Here is a 15,597-nt window from a genome sequence, read left to right on the forward strand (position 1 = left end):
CTTTGATCGAGCCGAGACCGGCGCTCCGCCGGTGCAGTTGCGGGCTCCCGCCCACCCCTTCATTGTGCTCCTCACCCCTGCGGATGGGATTGGCGGGTATTGCTGATTGGTGGGCGTTATTGGTTCAACTGGGGCAATAAATCACTTATAGTTACAAATAGTTGTTCACAACGGAACATGTCCGTGGACGACGACAACCCCCATCATCGGAGGCCGATATGTATCACGTCGCCGAAGCCCAAACGCCCGACCACGACAACGAGTTCGACGTCCACGTCACTGCCACTCGTTTCGCGGTGCCGCACCGCAAGAGCAAGATGCTCGCGGGTGCCCTGTTCGCCTACGCCAGCCGCGACGGCATGCACGACACCGTCCGGCATGCGTCCCACCAGATCGACCCGCACCAGCTGCGGATGGAGTTGTCGCAGTACGTGCCCACGGAGGGTCTGCGGGTCCTGCAGGGCACCGGGGTGCGTGATGAGTTGGTGTTCGCTGTGCCGTCCGTGCTGCAGCAGGCGCCGACCGCTATCGGGCACTACCGGTTGTTGCTGGGCCTGACCGTGGCCGAGTTCTTCAGCGAGACCGGCGGCATCAGCGAGTTCTCCGTGATGGAGGAGCGCGGCGCCGTTCCGCCCGCCCTGCGCGAGGATCTGCCCAGCCTGTGTCGGGCGATCAATGTCGGGATCGCGCAGATGCTGGCCCCCCGTGGCCTGCACTCAACGATCCCGTCCGACCCACTGGCCCGTTGGAAGCGCTCCGACTCCCCGACGCCACCAGAGGGGTACGGCGACCTGAGCGAGTTGGCGCTGTCCCGCGACCACGAGCGCACCTCGGCCCGCGCGGCCCGTCGTGCACTGGGTGACTGGCCGGGCCGTGAGGTGGGCGTGACCGAGCGGGAGCTCGACGTGCTGCGGATGATCACCGAGGGACTGAGCAACCAGGAGATTGCCGATCGCAGCTTCCTGTCGATCAACTCGGTGAAGTCCTACATCAGGGCTGCCTACCGCAAGATCGACGTGTCGAGCCGGTCCAAAGCGGTGCTGTGGGGAGTCCAGAACGGCCTCATGGAGCCTGAAGCCGCGGTCGTCGAGAACTGACCTTCACCCCTAGGGGCGAAGCTGCAGGTAGGCGACTTATTCTTCCGGTATGTCGCAGGACGCCGACGCAACCCCCCTCCGGCTCGCGATCCGCAACGACTACGTCGTGGTCGTTCTCGGGATCGCGGCGATGCTGGAGCCGTACCAGGATCAGATCGAGATCGTCGAAGTCATCGTCGGCGAATCCGGCGAGTGCACGCCGGTCGACATCACGCTGTACGACGCGTTCAGCCAGAGCCAGATCGACGGCAGCGACGTCGATGACCTGCTGAACGATCCCGCGGCCGGCAAGGTCGTGGTGCTGACGTGGAACGTCAACCCCACCCTGGTGCGGCTGGCCACGGATAAGGGCGTCAGCGGCTACCTCTCCAAGTCAGTCGACGCGGCCGAATTAGCTGCCTCCTTGATGCGGATCCACGGTGGTGAAGTCGTCATCACCGACCAGACGACCCGGTCCAGCAAGGTCAGAGGTCAGTGGCCGGGCCGGGAGTACGGCCTCACCGCCCGCGAGGCAGAGGTCGTCTCCCTGGTGACGCAAGGGTTGTCCAACGAGGCCATCGCCAAACAGTCCTTCATCAGCATCAACTCGGTGAAGTCCTATATCCGCACCGCCTATCGCAAGATGGGCGTCACCACGCGTGCCCAGGCGGTGCTGTGGGGAGTGCAGCACGGCTTGCTGCCCGATCGTGGGCGGCTGACCCCCGACGCCGACTGACGGCTTGCCGATTGGCGTATCAGTCCGTCAGTCCCGCCCGCGCCACAATCGTCGCGAGCTCCTGGCGGCTGGAGATCCCCAGCTTGCGGTTGATGCTCTCTTGATGGGTCTTCACCGTGCTCAGGCTCAGGAACATGGCGCCGGCCACCTCCGCGAGGGTTTGTGGCCCGCACAGCGCAATCGCCACTTGCTGCTCCCGCTGGGACAACCGGCGCCAGGCCTGCGGTGGCTCGATCGTCGTGCCGGTGCTCGCGCGGGCGAACAGAGCCGGCACCTTGTCCGGTGACACCACACCGGCACCGCCGGCCACTCGGCGTACACCGTCCAGAATGTCTTGTGGCGCAGCGGATTTCAGCAGGAAGCCGTGCGCGCCAGCCTCGATCGAGCGGAACATCATGTCGTCGGTGTCCCAGGTCGTCAGGACCAGCACAGCAGGCGGATCGGCGAGCTCGCGCAACTGCGCGGTCGTCGTAATGCCGTCCTGTCGCTTCATCCGGACGTCCAACAGGACGACGTCGACTGGTTGCGTCGCAAGCAGGGGCAGCACTTCGTCGCCGTCCTCCGCGCTCGCGACGACCTCGATATCCGCAGCGGTCGTGAGGATGGCTTCGAGGCCCGATCGCACCATGGGTTCGTCGTCGACGATGAGCACCCGGATCGGGGTGGCGCTCATCGATGTGGGGCTCATCGAGGCACCGCCCCGTCGGTCGCGACCGAAGCCCGCCACGGCAGTTGCGCCAGAGCCCGGAAGGCGTGCTCATCCTCATCGATCCAGGCCCAGCTCTGACCGCCGAACTGCGCTGCGCGCTCGCTGATCCCGGTCAACCCGCCGCCCGGTTGCAACGGTGCGACGGCGCCGTCGGGCAGGCGGTTGGCCACCCCGATCCGTAGGCCCTCGCCCGGGTCGGCGCTCAGATCCAGACGGATGGGTGAGCCGGGCGCGTGCCGCCGGGCGTTGGTCAACATCTCCTGGGTGATCCGGTAGGCAGCAGCGCTCAACGCAGGGTCGATCGCGGGATCCACGAAGACGGTCGCCGCCACGATGCTGCCCGCGGCCATGGATTCCTCCAGCAACGTCCGCAGGTCCGCGAGGGTGGGCACCGCAGCCGCTGCGTCGGGTGAATCCGGTTGCCGCAGAACGCTCAACAGCGAATGCAGGTCATCGATCGACTGGGCTGCGGCCTCTCGGACGACCCGTGCGCTCTGCGCGATGCCCGGATCATCGGTGCCGGCCCCGGACGCCTTCAGCTCCAACGCCCCCGCGTGTAGGGACAGCAACGACAACCGGTGCCCCATCGCATCGTGGACCTCCCGAGCGATCCGCTCCCGCTCGGCCTGCCGGGACACTTCTTGACCCAGCTCGGCGAGTTGGTTCTCCTGCCGGGCCGACGTCGATTGCACCGATCGCAATGCGCGACGGCTGCGCAGCAGCAGACCGATCGCCACGGCCGCGCCCAGCAGGATCACGCTGATCAGTGCGACCAGCCACCAGGGGAAGGTCTGCCCGTTGCGGATCAGGGACGTCGTGCGCCAGAGTGACTGGTCGTTGACCAGCGGGCGGGTATCACGCCACACGCTGTAGAACACCGCGACCGTCGTGGCGGCACCGCACACCCCGAGCCACCAACGGTTGGTCTGGGAGGCCAGCACGGCGACGAGGAAGACCAGCGCGGGCAACGCGTCCAGGGGCAGCAGCAGCGGCACGACGCAGGCGATGAGGTTCAGGGCGACCGGCCAACGCCACCGCCAGATGACCGCGATCGCGAGGGCGAGGCCGGCGAGGGCGCTGGCCGTCGCAAAGTCGTCCAGGACCGCGTTGCCGTTGTTGTGGCGCCCGGCGTTGTCGAAGCCCGCCGCCATCACGGCACTGAGCGCGCACGCGAGCACGAGCAACGTCGTACGCGTTGCCTGCAGTGCTCGCTGGGCGGTCATGGGCACAAAGTAGGGCGCGGCACCGACACCGGTCATCGGATGATCTGCCGATGGTCAGGATCGGCGGATCGACCGATCAGAAGCAGCCGTTTCCCCGAAGCGGCCGACCGGGCGCTCCCGGTGGACTGTTCCCAACAGCCCAACCGAGAGGAAGAAACCATGAATGCTCAACCCCCGCAGGAGTTTTCGCACTACCCGGCGGTGCCGCCGACGCCGCCCAAGCAGCGTAGTTGGTTCGCCCGGCACACGATCCTGACCGCGCTGATCGGTCTGGCCGTGCTCATCGCGATCATCGTGGCCGCTTCCGGGGGCGGGAAGTCAGGTGAGACAAGCGCGCCCGCAGCCTCCTCGCCCGCTGGCGCAGCATCGGCCAGCGAGGCTCCCGCAGCGAAGGATCCCGGGATCGGGACACCGGTGCGCGACGGCAAGTTCGAGTTCACCGTCGCGAAGGTGGAGAGCGGTAAGAAGCAGGTCGGTGAGCAGTACCTCGAGCAGACCGCACAGGGCAGCTACACCCTGGTGCACCTCAGTGTGAAGAACATCGGCGACGAAGCGCAGTCCTTCAGCGACAGCGACCAGAAGCTGATTGGTGCGGACGGCAAGCAGTACAGCGCCGACTCGATGGCCGGGTCCGCGATCAAGAACAACGATGTCCTCTTCGCCCAGATCAACCCCGGCAACGCCGTCGACGGGATCCTGGTCTTCGACCTGCCCGCTGGAGCGGTGCCGGCAAAGCTGGAGTTGCACGACTCACCGTTCTCCGGTGGCGTCACCGTCGCGCTGAAGTAACGGGCGCCAGCCCGATCCGAACGTACGCCGAGTGCGCGAGTCCGCACTCGGCGTACGTCATGGTCGGGGTTGGGTCAGATCAAGCCGGCGTGGGCGGCGATGACCGCCAACTCGTGCCGGCTGCTCACCCCGAGTTTGCGCTGGGCACTCTCCATGTGGCTCTTCAAAGTGCTTTTGGCCACGAACATGCGGGCGGCAACCTCATCCAGACTGCCCGGACCGCTCAACGCGACGATGGCTTCGCGTTCGCGCGGCGACAGGGTCCGGACCGCGTCGCGGGCCTGCGCGCGCATCACCGTGTCGGAGCTCGCGGCGGCTGACAGGACAGCGTGCACCGGCGACTGGCTGAGCGCTCCGCGTCCGGCGGCCACTGCCCTGATCCCGTCGGGGATGTCCAACCCGGCGTCTGTCTTGAGCAGGAAGCCCGCGGCACCGGCTCCGATTGCTTGCAGCGTCACCGCGTCGGAGTCCCACGTGGTGAGGATGAGCACCGCCGGCGGATTGTCTAGGGCCACGATCCTGCGGGTCACGGCAACCCCGTCCTCACCGGGCATCCGGATGTCGAGCAGCACCACGTCGGGTGCCTCGGACTCGATCCGGGCCAGGGCCTCGGGGCCGTCGGCAGCTTCACCAAACACGACGATGTCGGAGGTGGTCCCGATGATCGCCGACAATCCGGAGCGGACCATTGGCTCGTCGTCGACCAGGAGCACGCGGATGGCAGCGGGCGGCTGGTCGCTCATCCGGTGTCCTCCGAAGGGGGTCGCTCAGGGGGCTTTTGCGTCGGGCCAGGGTAGGTGCACGGTCGTCCGGAAGACCGGGGTGTCACCAGACCCGGTGGAGACATTGTGCTCAATGGCCGCCGCGGCGTCACCACCGGCTCGTCGGGCTCGCTCCCGGACACCCAACAGGCCGTTGCCCTCGGTGAACTCCTGCGCAGCGGTCGCGGGCAGTTGGTTCACCGCGGTGATGTCGGCGCCGTCCTGCGGTGTGACGTCGATGTGGATGCGCAACGGTTGGTCCGGTGCGTGCTTGCGGGCGTTGGTGAGCAACTCCTGCACGATCCGATAACAGTCGCGGCTGAACTCCGGATCCAACGGGCCCGCATCGTCCACGAAAAACGTGGCCGTGATCGGGGTGCCCGCCAGCCGGGTCTCCTCCAGTAGCTGCGGCACCTCGGCCAGACCGGGCAATCCGTCGTGCAGGTTAGGGGTCTGTGGATCGCGCAACATGGCCAGCAGTGCCCGCAGGTCGGCCGCGGACTGTTGGGCGTTCTCCTGCACGACCCGGGCGCTGCGGGCCAGCGACTCGTTGCCCCCGGCCTGCATCTCCAACGCGCTGGCGTGCAGATTCAACAGGCTCAGCCGGTGGCCAAGGGCGTCGTGCACTTCGCGGGCGACCTCTTCGCGCTCCTGCTGACGCAGCAACCGCTCACTCAGTTGGCCGACTTCACCGCGGGCCTGTGCGGCTTCCCGTTCGGCGCGGTGGGCGCGTCGCCAATCACGCACCAGGGCCGCCAGACCGATCACCACCCCGACGATGAGCGCGGTCAGCGCGATGACCAGCCACCACGGGAAGCTCTGGTCGTCGCGCATCGCCAGGACGTTGCGCCAGAACGACGTGTCGTGGGAGCGCCGCTGGGTGTCCCGCCAGATCGAGACGAAGATCGCGAGGGTGGCGGCCGCGGAGCAGAGGACCCGCGAGCGCCGCCGGACGTCGGCGATCAGCACGTTGAACATCAGGATCGTCGGGGCCATCCCGCCCAATGGCAGCACGATGGTCAGGGCCGAGGAGATCAGACTCAACTGCACCGGCCACCGACCACGCCACACGGTCAGCACCGCCAGGCTGAGCACCACGACGATCTCGACGACGGTGACCACCGGGTCGACGTCCTTGGGCCAGTTGATCTCCAGTTGTGGATTTTTGGCAGCGGTCGCGAGCAGCACGGCCACCAGTCCGGTCAGCGCACAGGCGACCACGATCAACACCGACCGCACGAGCGACCACGGGTCGACGGGCCGACCTGTGGGAGAGCTGTCCATGCTGGCCATAAGCAAACGTTAGGGGTTGTGTCGAGTCAGAAAGATCCACTCTTCGCGTAACACCCGCCTCCGCTGAACGAAGGAGGTTGAAATGGTCGGTTCGGTGGAAGCCATTAGCAGGCCAGACACGATGAAATAGCACTACACCTGCGGAACCCACGGCAACCGCCATGCCCGTGTGCGAGCCCAGGTGCATAAACGTCCTGCGGCGTGTTTGGTTGGGTGACTAGCCAGGGGGTTCATTCCGCGGGGGCTGAGGGAACGGGGGTAGCGTGCCTACGGTGCGCGCCCCCGTTCCTGCATCTAACGGGCGAGTTTCCTTCTGGTGGCAGCAGCTTGGCGGTGGCGACATCACCCGCCCGCAGCTGGCCGGGCCCCTGTCGGTCGACGTGTGCATCGTCGGTGGCGGCTATACAGGTTTGTGGACCGCCTACTACCTCAAGCAGATTCAGCCCTCGCTGTCTGTCGCAGTGCTCGAACGGGAGTTCATCGGGTACGGCGCGTCGGGGCGGAACGGGGGCTGGTTGACTGCCGCTCTGCCCGGGTCACGAGCGGTGTTGGCCCGCTCCGGTGGCGAGGCCGGTGTGGCGGCGTTGGAGCAGGAGTTGCGCGACCAGGTGGACGAGGTGATCGCGGTCTGCGACCGCGAGGACATCGACGCCGACATCATCAAGGGTGGCGAACTGTCCGTCGCGACGTCGGGCCCGCAACTCGCGCGGTTGCGTGGGCACATCGCGCCGCCGTCGGCTTTCCTGTCCGCTATGGATGTCGCGTCGCGGATAGCGATCGACGGCGCGCTGGGCGGGTCGTTCACCCTGCACTGTGCCCGGATCCAGCCGGCCAAGCTCGTCGTCGGGCTCGCGCGTGTCGTGGAGGCCGCCGGGGTGCAGCTGTTTGAAGGCACGCCGGCGACGTCCCTGGCGCCGGGTGAGGTGGGCACGCCGTTCGGGACTGTGTCGGCGGGCACTGTCCTGCGCGGCACGGAAGGTTTCACCGCAGTGCTCGCCGGGCAGCGACGTACCTGGTTGCCCATGAACTCCTCGATGATCGCGACCGACCCTCTGCCGCAATCGTTTTGGGACTCCATCGGCTGGTCCGGTTACGAGGTCCTGGGCGATGAGGCCAATGCCTGCATCTACGCGCAGCGCACCGCCGACGACCGGATCGCGATCGGCGGCCGTGGGGTGCCCTACCGCTACGGGTCGCGCACCGACGTCGACGGACAGACGCCGCAACGGACCGTCGAGGAGCTCTATGGCGCGTTGGTCCGGCTCTTCCCGGCCGCGGAGGGCATCGGCATCGCGCACGCGTGGTCCGGGGTGCTGGGTGTGCCGCGCGACTGGTCGGCGACCGTGACCTTCGATCCCGCGACCCGGGTGGGATTCGCCGGCGGTTACGTCGGGCACGGGGTGACGTCGTCCTCCCTGGCCGGGCGGACGCTGGCCGAGCTGGCGCTGGGGGTCTCCACTCGACGTACCTCATTGCCCTGGGTCAACCGCGCAGTCCGCAAGTGGGAGCCAGAACCGTTGCGCTGGTTGGGAGTTCATGGCATGTACGCCGCGTATCGCTTTGCGGATCGCCGCGAGTCCGCCACGGATCGGCCCTCCCGCGTGGCAGCTATCGCGGACGTCGTCTCCCGCCGGCCGTAGTCTTCGCGCATGGAGTGGGCACCGCGGACCGTTGTAACGACGTCGCTGCAGATGACCTCGCCGTCCCAGTTGCGGCCCGCGGGTCCCACGCCGGACGGGGTGCGGTTCGAGCGGGTGCTGACGCCGACGCCGGAATTCGTGCGGTGGCTGTATTCGGCGGTGGGCGGCCCGTGGACCTGGACCGACTGCATCCGCTGGACCCGCTCGCAGTGGGCGTCCGATCTCGCCCTGCCCGGCACCGAGATCTGGGTGGCGTACGCCGATGGCGCACCCGCCGGGTATGTACACCTGGGTGGGTCAACCGACGGTGACGCGCAGGCGGTGGAGATCAAGTACTTCGGTTTGCTCGAGCACGCGATCGGGAAGGGGATCGGGGGCGCTTTGCTGACCCACGCCGTACGTCGCGCGTGGGAGTTGCCCGCCGACCACGGCCTGCCGCCCGCCCAGCGGGTGTGGCTGCACACCTGCTCACTCGATGGGCCGGCCGCCTTGCCGAACTACCGCGCTCGCGGCTTCGTCGACTTTGCCGAGGTCACGACGGAAGAAGTGGTCCCGGTCGAGCCGCTGGGCACCTGGGTCTCGACCGGCGGTCCGCAGTAGCGGTTGGAGGCCCCTTGGGGGTGAGGGCCGTGCAGTTGTCGCTGGTAGGACAGGGCGATGGTTCGGGGGGCACGGCCGATGATGGTGATGGGGATCCTGTGGTTCGGCAATCTAATGGGGCTGCAGATGGTGTCGTCCGACGTGTCGCGGCATCATCGGTTCGGGGTCCGCGAGGTCGTTGCCTGGCTCCTTGCGACCGTGGTTCTTGGTGGCGTGTGGGGCTGGCTCATGAACTACTTCACGCGTGGCCAGTCAGTGCTCGGCGGGGAAACGGCCGAGCGCCAGGTGGCGGTCAACCAAGCGCTACGGGTCGGCCGGCTCGATGACGACCCCGACCTGCGGGCGTTGGAGTTCCGGGTTGCCGCGGAGCGTTATCGAAGCGACCGCAGCCTGGTTGTGTGGGGATTGGCCATCGTCGCTTTCCCGATCGGCCTGTATTGGTGGCGGATGGCCAACATCGACAACCCACCCACTGGCTATCGGTGGTTCCTGATCCTCACCCTTGCTGTGATGGTCGGGTCGGGCCTTTGGGTGCTGGTCATGACGTGGCGGCGTAACGGGGCGTTGGAGCAGGTGTTGGTGCAGCGGCAGGATCTGGCTGTCGAGTAACCCTGATCAGCCGAACAGGATGCCGGCCTCGTCCCAGAGTTCGCGCGGCACGGACTTCAACTCGGTCGTCGCATCGTGCAGATCGACGGTGGTGATCTCCTCACCGTGCAGCGCGACCATGTGGCCCCACTTCTCCTCCATCACGGCGTCAATGGCAGCAGTGCCGTAACGGGTCGCGAGCACCCGGTCGCGGGCGGTGGGGACACCACCGCGCTGCAGGTGACCCAGTTGCACCGCGCGGGTCTCGATCCCGGTCTTGCTCTCGATGATCGGCGCCAGCTGCTCACCGATGCCGCCCAGGCGCATCCGGCCGTCGTTGCCCATCCCGCGACTAGTGGTCTCACCCTCCTGGCCCAGCGGTTTGAAGCCCTCGGCCACCACGATCACCGGCGCACGACCACGGTTCTTGGCCTTGTTCACCCACACGCAGATCTGGTCGATCGACACCGGGAACTCCGGCAGCAGAGAGGCATGCGCACCACCGGCGATGCCAGCGTTAAGGGCGATCCACCCGACGTGGCGGCCCATGACCTCGACCACCATGCAGCGGTGGTGTGACTCAGCCGTCGTGCGCAACCGGTCGATCGACTCGGTCGCAATCGCCACCGCGGTGTCGAAACCGAACGTGTAATCGGTCGCTGACACGTCGTTGTCGATGGTCTTCGGCACCCCGACCACGTGGATGCCGTCGTCCGCCATCCGCTTGGCCGCGCTCAGCGTGCCCTCGCCACCGATCGCGATGATCGCGTCGACCTCGTTGTCGTGCAGTTGTTCCTTGATGTTCTCGAGGCCGCCGCGCTCGTAGGGGTTGGTGCGCGACGTGCCGAGAATCGTGCCGCCGACGAAGGACAGACCACGGACCCGCTTGCGCGGCAAGGGGATCATGTCCCCTTCGGCCAGCCCCCGGTAGCCGTCCAGGATCCCCGCGAACTTCACCCCGTAGATCTGGTCGCCCTTGATGACGGCACCGCGGATCACCGCATTCAGGCCCGGACAGTCTCCACCGCTGGTCAGGATGCCGATCTTCATAGGCCTATCTTTACGGAGCGACCGCCCCTGGCAAGGGTTTTCCGACTGCTGGACCGGCAGACTGTGACCGTGCCGACGCTGCGGACCTGTCTGACCCTGCCCCTGCGCGACGGCCAGGTGCTGCTGGCCACAAACTGCGCGGCTTCGGTGCGGGCAAGATCGTCGGGATCGGCGGCAAGGTGGAGCCGGGGGAGAGCCTGGTCCAGGCCGCCGTACGCGAACTGCACGAAGAGGCGGGATTGACCGTCGATCCGGCCGACGCGGACCTCGCGGCGTACCTCGATTTCCGCTTCCCCCACCGCCCCGAGTGGGACATGACCAGCCACGTCTTCGTCGTACGTCGATGGGCCGGGCAGGTGCGCGAGTGCGACGAAATCCGGCCCGAGTGGTTCCCCGTGGACGCCCTGCCGTATCCGCAGATGTGGGATGAGGGACGGGTGTGGCTGCCGCACGTGCTGCGGGGGGAGCGGGTGGAGTTGGCGGCGACGTACGGCGAGGACAACGACCACCTCACCGCGGTGAGTCTGCGGGTGGTCGCAGAAGTGGACGACCGAATGTGACCCAGAACACCTACTGGTTGGTAAGGTGGCGTTCTACTACACCTGTGGTGCCCACTTTCCCAGCATGCGAGGTTCGTCATGGTTGCTCCGATCCACTACAGCCGCAAGGGCTCTGGCGAGCCGCTGGTGCTCATCCACGGGATCGGGCACAACCGCTCAGCGTGGGGCGACGTGCCCGACCGGTTGGCGGAGGAGTTCGACGTCATCACCATCGATCTGCCCGGTTTCGGGGAGTCGCGGCGGCTGGAGAAGCCGTACAACGCCACCCTGAAGAGCTCCGTGGACCGCCTCGAGCTGTTCTTCGAGGAACTCGGCCTGGACAAACCACACGTCGCCGGCAACTCCCTCGGCGGCGCCTACGCACTCGAACTGGCCAAGCGCGGCAAGGTCTCGTCGGCCACCGCGTTCTCCCCGGCAGGGTTCTTCCAGGTCCCCGGCTTCCTGTGGTGCGGGACGGTGCTGTTCTTCCTGAAGTTCTCCAGCTACACGCCGGCACCCGCGGCCAAGGCAGTGCTGAAGACGCCGGTCGGTCGCTATGCGATCTTCGGCAGCCTGTACAAGCACCCGGAGAAGCTGCAATTTGAGCACGCCTGGAGCGATGCCCAGCAGCTGCGGCGGGCCCGCGGTTTCTGGCCGGTCATCGCCCGCAGTTACACCCTGTTCCGCAGTAACAAGCCGGAGGTGCTGACCAACGCGACCATCGCCTGGGGTGAGAAGGACTACCTGCTCCTGACCACACAGGCGAAGCGGGCCAAGCGACTGCTGCCGCAGAGCAAGCATGTCTCGGTGCCCGACACGGGCCACATCACGATGTTCGATCACCCGGAGCTGGCGGCGGACATCATTCGCGAGACCGCCGAAGCCTCCCGTCAGGGACTACCTGTTCAGGAGCCCCTGGCCGCCGTCAGCTGAGCCCTTCCGCCAGGAAGTCCCGGGCGATCTGCGGCCACGCCGCGCGCTGCTCGGGCGACGCGGCCACGGACACCGTCACGTCGTCCAACAGGTCGGTGAGGGCTTCGGTGGTGCTCAAGGGATGACCCGGGTCGTCGGTCCACGCGAGGATCAGCACCGGCTGCGTGAGTCGTGAAATCGCCTCGGGTGCAGGCAGATCCGTGGTCGCCGCACCACGCATCACGCTGGGCAGCAGGTCCTCGGCGATCGCGGGTGCCGGTGTCACCAGCCCCGCACATGCCGGGGGAACGGGTTGCAACGCGTTCATCGCGATCAGCCGCCGCACGCCGTACGTTTCAGCCAGATCCGCCGCCTGCCGGTACCCGTCGGCCTGAGCGGCACGGGTCTCCCACGCAGTCGGTGGGATGGTGAGCACCAGCCGCCGGAAGCGGGCAGGTTCGCGCACGGCCGCGTGCAGCAAGGTCGCGGTGCCCATTGAGGCCCCGATCCCGTCGACCGGTTCCTTGACGCCCGTCGCAGCGAGGACCGTGAACAGGTCGGTGGCCAGGTTGCGCCAGTCGTAGTCCTTCGGCTGGGGCCGGCCGCTGGAGGCACCATGCCCGCGCGCGTCGTACGCAATGACCCGGTGGCTATCGCTCAGCGCTGACGGCCAGTCCGTGCCGACAGCCTGATCGTTGGCGCGGCTGCCGGTCAGGCCGTGCAGGACGACCACCGGCGGGCCTTCGCCAGTCACTGAGACGTCGAGTTCGGCCCCGTCGACAGCTACGCGCACCTGGCCACCTTAGGACGCATTCCCCGCGACCTTCCCGCCTCCGCTCCCCGCGGTTCCCTTGCTGCTTCCGGGTTCGGATACCAGTGGCTGGTCCGACCGGCCGAAACCAGCAATTCATATCCGAACCCGGTCCCGTTTTGTGATTCGCTGGCGTCGTGACCGATCGACACGAGTACGTCGTTGACCTGAGCTGGTCGGGATCGACCGGTGAGGGGTACGAGCATTATGCGAGGACGTATGAGATGAGCACTGGTGGCGCGCTCGGCCCGTTCTCTGCGGATCCTGCGTTCGGTGGCGACGCGGCGCTCGCGAACCCGGAGCAGCTGCTGGTGATGGCGGCCGTCTCGTGCCAGTTGCTGTCGTTCCTGGCCGTTGCCGCCCGCTCGCGGGTCGATGTCATCACGTACGTCGATCGCGCCGTTGGCGTGATGCCTCCACAGTCTGAGGGTCCGATGTGGGTTACAACGATCACGCTGTCACCGCAGATCACCGTGCGCGGCGACGTCCCGGAAGCCAAGCTGCACAGGATGGTCGAGATCGGCCACCGCGAGTGTTTCATCGCGAACTCGCTACGGACTCAGATCGAATTGCAGCCGGAGTTCAGGAGGAGCCCTCACGGGCTATCGCTTTGATCCAGTCGGGCACCGGGACGCCTGACTTCTTGCTAGCGGCGATGAAAAGTTGTGCGGCCGCAATCTGGTTGGCCCTAGACACCGGGGCACGCTTCGGCCCGTTGTAGCTGTTACTCCCAGTTGCCATTGCCAGATCCCCTTCCTGCGTCCAAGTCTGAATCACCATCGGCAGGTGCGTCCACAGGTGCCCGATCCGCTCCCACTACCGGCATTACGGCTGAGTTTACGAATGCCGCAGCCTGGGAGTCTGGCGCACGGTCCATCAAGAATCGCAGCGTGCCTATTCCGATGGCAACATCGCTGTCTTCTCCGGCCAGCAGCCGTGTCGCCCATCTCGCTTGGTCCCACCATCGGTCCTCGTCGGCGCGTTCGTTCTGGGCTCGGGCGTTGCTGACGGCGGCAGCATAGGCAATCGTGGCGGCCACCACCGCGGCCAGGCCACCGAAACCGGGCGAGTAGACGAAGCCGCTGAGCCAATGAGCCATGAGTCAGATGTTGTGGGGTCCCGGCGTCATGTCGCCGACCTTAAGCAGGTTGCAACCAGGCATGTTGGGCGATGCTCAGCTGCTGGGGATAACTCCGCCGGCGACTCGACGTAAGCGAACAGAACTGCCCGTAAGGTGACGTCATGCCGCTGATCCCACAACCACCCGCCGTCGGCCGCTTCGACACTGCCGTCCACCAATGGATCACCCGGCACGATGTCCCGGCCAAGGTAGACAAGGGTCCGGTCCGGTTGAGCGGCTTCGCCGACCACTCGAAGTTGTGGGGTGTCACCGCATTGGCCATGGTGCCGATGGGGCAGCGCGGACGGAGAGCGTCCTTGCGCGGCATCCTGTCGCTGGCTGTCTCCAGTGCGACCGCGAACGTGATCGGCAAGACGGTCTTCGGCGGGCCGCGGCCGCTGGCGAAATCAGTGCCGCTGGCCAGGCGCCTGATGAAACACCCCACGTCGGGTTCCTTCCCCTCCGGGCATTCCGCCTCCGCCGCAGCCTTCGCAACCGGTGCGACCTTGGAGTGGCCGACATCCGGAATCGTGCTTATCCCGCTGGCCGCTGCCGTCTGTTACTCACGCATCCACGTCGGCGCGCACTGGGTATCCGACGTGGTAGGCGGCGCGGCGCTGGGGGCCGGGATAGCAATCGCCGGAAAGGTCCTGTTCCCGGGCAAGCCCCCGGGCGAGGCGCAGATCCCGGCGGGTCAGCCCATTGAGTTGACCCCGATCAAAGACGGTCAAGGGCTCTTTGTCGTGGTCAACCCGGGGTCCGGCGCCGAGCGGCGCAACGCTCCCGATCCGGTGAAGATCATCCGGGACCGCCTGCCGCAGACAAAGATTCACGAACTGGCCAAGGGTGACGACCTTCCGCAGCTCTTTCGCGATGCCGTCGACAACGGAGCCACCGCGATCGGAATGAACGGTGGCGACGGATCGGTCTCGGCCGCCGCGACGGTTGCGATGGAGCGCGATGTGCCGCTGGTCGTCTTCCCCGGCGGCACGCTCAACCACTTCGCCAAAGCCGTGGGGTTGAGCGAATACGACACCGTGCTGGACGTGGTCCAGGCTGGCGACGGGATTTCGGTGACCACAGGGGTCCTGGAGATCGACGGAAAGCCGGCGAACGCCGTACTCAACACCTTCTCGATCGGGGTCTATCCGGAGTTGGTCACCGAGCGCGAGAAACACGAAAAGCGTTGGGGCAAAGGCCTGGCCGGGATCTACGCGGCCGGCAAGGTGCTGCGCCAGGCAGAACCTCTGCCGCTCACGGTGAACGATCACGACGGGCAGCGTTGGGTCCTCTTCGCCGGGGTCAACCGCTACTTCCCGCGGACCATCGCACCGGTCGAGCGCAAGCGCCTCGACGACGGTGTTCTCGATGTTCGCGAGGCTCGGGTGGAGGGTCGAGGCAGCAGACTGCGAACCTTCCTCGAAGCGGCCGGTGGGTCGACTGCGGACCGGATCGCGCGGCGTACGCCCTATGTTCGCAAGCACCTGGGCGTTGAGGACTACACGGTGCAGGACCTGAACGTGTCATGGGCGCCCCGCGACCCGGCGGATGGTCCCGTGATCGTCGCGCACGACGGTGAGACCACCGAGGTGCCGCAGGGGACGTACGCCGTGCGGCTGGCCGCCAAGCCGCGCGGACTGCGCGTCTACGCACCCAGCGCAGCCCGCTGATCCAGCTACTGGTCGGCCAACTCACACCCGCTGTCGGGTTTGGGACGGGTTTGACCCACAACTCGCGAATCCGTGGGTTA

At 66.9% G+C, this 15,597-nt stretch carries 16 protein-coding genes; 10 read left to right on the forward strand and 6 right to left on the reverse strand.

What is annotated here, in order from left to right:
* Positions 1-218: 218 nt before the first annotated feature.
* Together AZH51_RS11425 and AZH51_RS11430 are read left to right on the forward strand one after the other, a co-directional pair.
* Complete coding sequence (locus AZH51_RS11425; RefSeq protein ID WP_291524374.1) at positions 219-1,097, forward strand: XcyI family restriction endonuclease; 879 nt, start codon at positions 219-221, stop codon at positions 1,095-1,097.
* A gap of 49 nt (positions 1,098-1,146) precedes the next feature.
* On the forward strand, positions 1,147-1,812 hold the full coding sequence (locus tag AZH51_RS11430) for a response regulator transcription factor (RefSeq protein WP_291524377.1): 666 nt from the start codon (positions 1,147-1,149) through the stop codon (positions 1,810-1,812).
* A gap of 19 nt (positions 1,813-1,831) precedes the next feature.
* Here AZH51_RS11430 and AZH51_RS11435 read toward each other — a convergent pair whose 3' ends face one another.
* Complete coding sequence (locus AZH51_RS11435) at positions 1,832-2,500, reverse strand: response regulator transcription factor (protein ID WP_291524379.1); 669 nt, start codon at positions 2,498-2,500, stop codon at positions 1,832-1,834.
* Positions 2,497-3,744 (reverse strand): histidine kinase, encoded by a 1,248-nt coding sequence (locus tag AZH51_RS11440; RefSeq protein WP_291524381.1) that lies wholly within the window; start codon positions 3,742-3,744, stop codon positions 2,497-2,499. Before AZH51_RS11440 ends, AZH51_RS11435 begins: the two co-directional genes overlap by 4 nt.
* Before the next feature lie 159 nt (positions 3,745-3,903).
* Between AZH51_RS11440 and AZH51_RS11445 the strand changes: the two genes are divergently transcribed.
* Positions 3,904-4,533 carry a DUF4352 domain-containing protein gene (locus AZH51_RS11445; protein ID WP_291524383.1) on the forward strand — a complete coding sequence of 210 codons (630 nt, stop codon included), beginning with the start codon at positions 3,904-3,906 and terminating at the stop codon, positions 4,531-4,533.
* A 74-nt stretch (positions 4,534-4,607) separates the two neighbouring features.
* Here AZH51_RS11445 and AZH51_RS11450 read toward each other — a convergent pair whose 3' ends face one another.
* Positions 4,608-5,276 (reverse strand): response regulator transcription factor, encoded by a 669-nt coding sequence (locus AZH51_RS11450; protein WP_291524385.1) that lies wholly within the window; start codon positions 5,274-5,276, stop codon positions 4,608-4,610.
* Positions 5,277-5,300: 24 nt separating this feature from the next.
* The gene (locus AZH51_RS11455) at positions 5,301-6,587 is read right to left on the reverse strand and encodes a histidine kinase (protein WP_291524386.1); all 1,287 of its coding nucleotides are present in this window, start codon (positions 6,585-6,587) and stop codon (positions 5,301-5,303) included.
* 272 nt (positions 6,588-6,859) lie between these two features.
* Between AZH51_RS11455 and AZH51_RS11460 the strand changes: the two genes are divergently transcribed.
* The 3 genes from AZH51_RS11460 (at position 6,860) to AZH51_RS11470 (ending at position 9,436) form a co-directional block, all read left to right on the forward strand.
* On the forward strand, positions 6,860-8,227 hold the full coding sequence (locus AZH51_RS11460) for an FAD-binding oxidoreductase (protein WP_291524388.1): 1,368 nt from the start codon (positions 6,860-6,862) through the stop codon (positions 8,225-8,227).
* Positions 8,228-8,236: 9 nt separating this feature from the next.
* Positions 8,237-8,827, forward strand: coding sequence for a GNAT family N-acetyltransferase (locus tag AZH51_RS11465; protein ID WP_291524390.1), 591 nt, complete (start codon positions 8,237-8,239; stop codon positions 8,825-8,827).
* 87 nt (positions 8,828-8,914) lie between these two features.
* Positions 8,915-9,436, forward strand: coding sequence for a hypothetical protein (locus AZH51_RS11470; protein ID WP_291524392.1), 522 nt, complete (start codon positions 8,915-8,917; stop codon positions 9,434-9,436).
* Positions 9,437-9,442: 6 nt separating this feature from the next.
* Here the strand turns inward: AZH51_RS11470 and AZH51_RS11475 are convergent, their stop codons facing one another.
* Positions 9,443-10,465, reverse strand: coding sequence for an ATP-dependent 6-phosphofructokinase (locus AZH51_RS11475; protein WP_291524393.1), 1,023 nt, complete (start codon positions 10,463-10,465; stop codon positions 9,443-9,445).
* Between the two features lie 179 nt (positions 10,466-10,644).
* On the opposite strand from AZH51_RS11475, the gene AZH51_RS11480 reads away from it, so the two are divergent.
* Positions 10,645-11,025 carry an NUDIX domain-containing protein gene (locus tag AZH51_RS11480; RefSeq protein ID WP_291524395.1) on the forward strand — a complete coding sequence of 127 codons (381 nt, stop codon included), beginning with the start codon at positions 10,645-10,647 and terminating at the stop codon, positions 11,023-11,025.
* 78 nt (positions 11,026-11,103) lie between these two features.
* On the forward strand, positions 11,104-11,937 hold the full coding sequence (locus AZH51_RS11485) for an alpha/beta hydrolase (protein ID WP_291524397.1): 834 nt from the start codon (positions 11,104-11,106) through the stop codon (positions 11,935-11,937).
* Here AZH51_RS11485 and AZH51_RS11490 read toward each other — a convergent pair.
* The gene (locus tag AZH51_RS11490) at positions 11,930-12,709 is read right to left on the reverse strand and encodes an alpha/beta fold hydrolase (protein WP_291524399.1); all 780 of its coding nucleotides are present in this window, start codon (positions 12,707-12,709) and stop codon (positions 11,930-11,932) included. The two genes, AZH51_RS11485 and AZH51_RS11490, sit on opposite strands and share 8 nt — an antisense overlap.
* 155 nt (positions 12,710-12,864) lie before the next feature.
* Between AZH51_RS11490 and AZH51_RS11495 the strand changes: the two genes are divergently transcribed.
* Together AZH51_RS11495 and AZH51_RS11500 are read left to right on the forward strand one after the other, a co-directional pair.
* Entirely contained in the window at positions 12,865-13,341 is a 477-nt protein-coding gene (locus AZH51_RS11495) for an OsmC family protein (protein WP_291524400.1), read from the forward strand.
* A gap of 628 nt (positions 13,342-13,969) precedes the next feature.
* Positions 13,970-15,517, forward strand: a complete 1,548-nt coding sequence (locus AZH51_RS11500) for a bifunctional phosphatase PAP2/diacylglycerol kinase family protein (RefSeq protein ID WP_291524402.1) — start codon at positions 13,970-13,972, stop codon at positions 15,515-15,517.
* The last annotated feature ends 80 nt before the right edge of the window (positions 15,518-15,597 follow it).

Origin of the sequence: Branchiibius sp. NY16-3462-2 (genome assembly GCF_001594145.1) — a bacterium.
GTDB lineage: Bacteria > Actinomycetota > Actinomycetes > Actinomycetales > Dermatophilaceae > Branchiibius.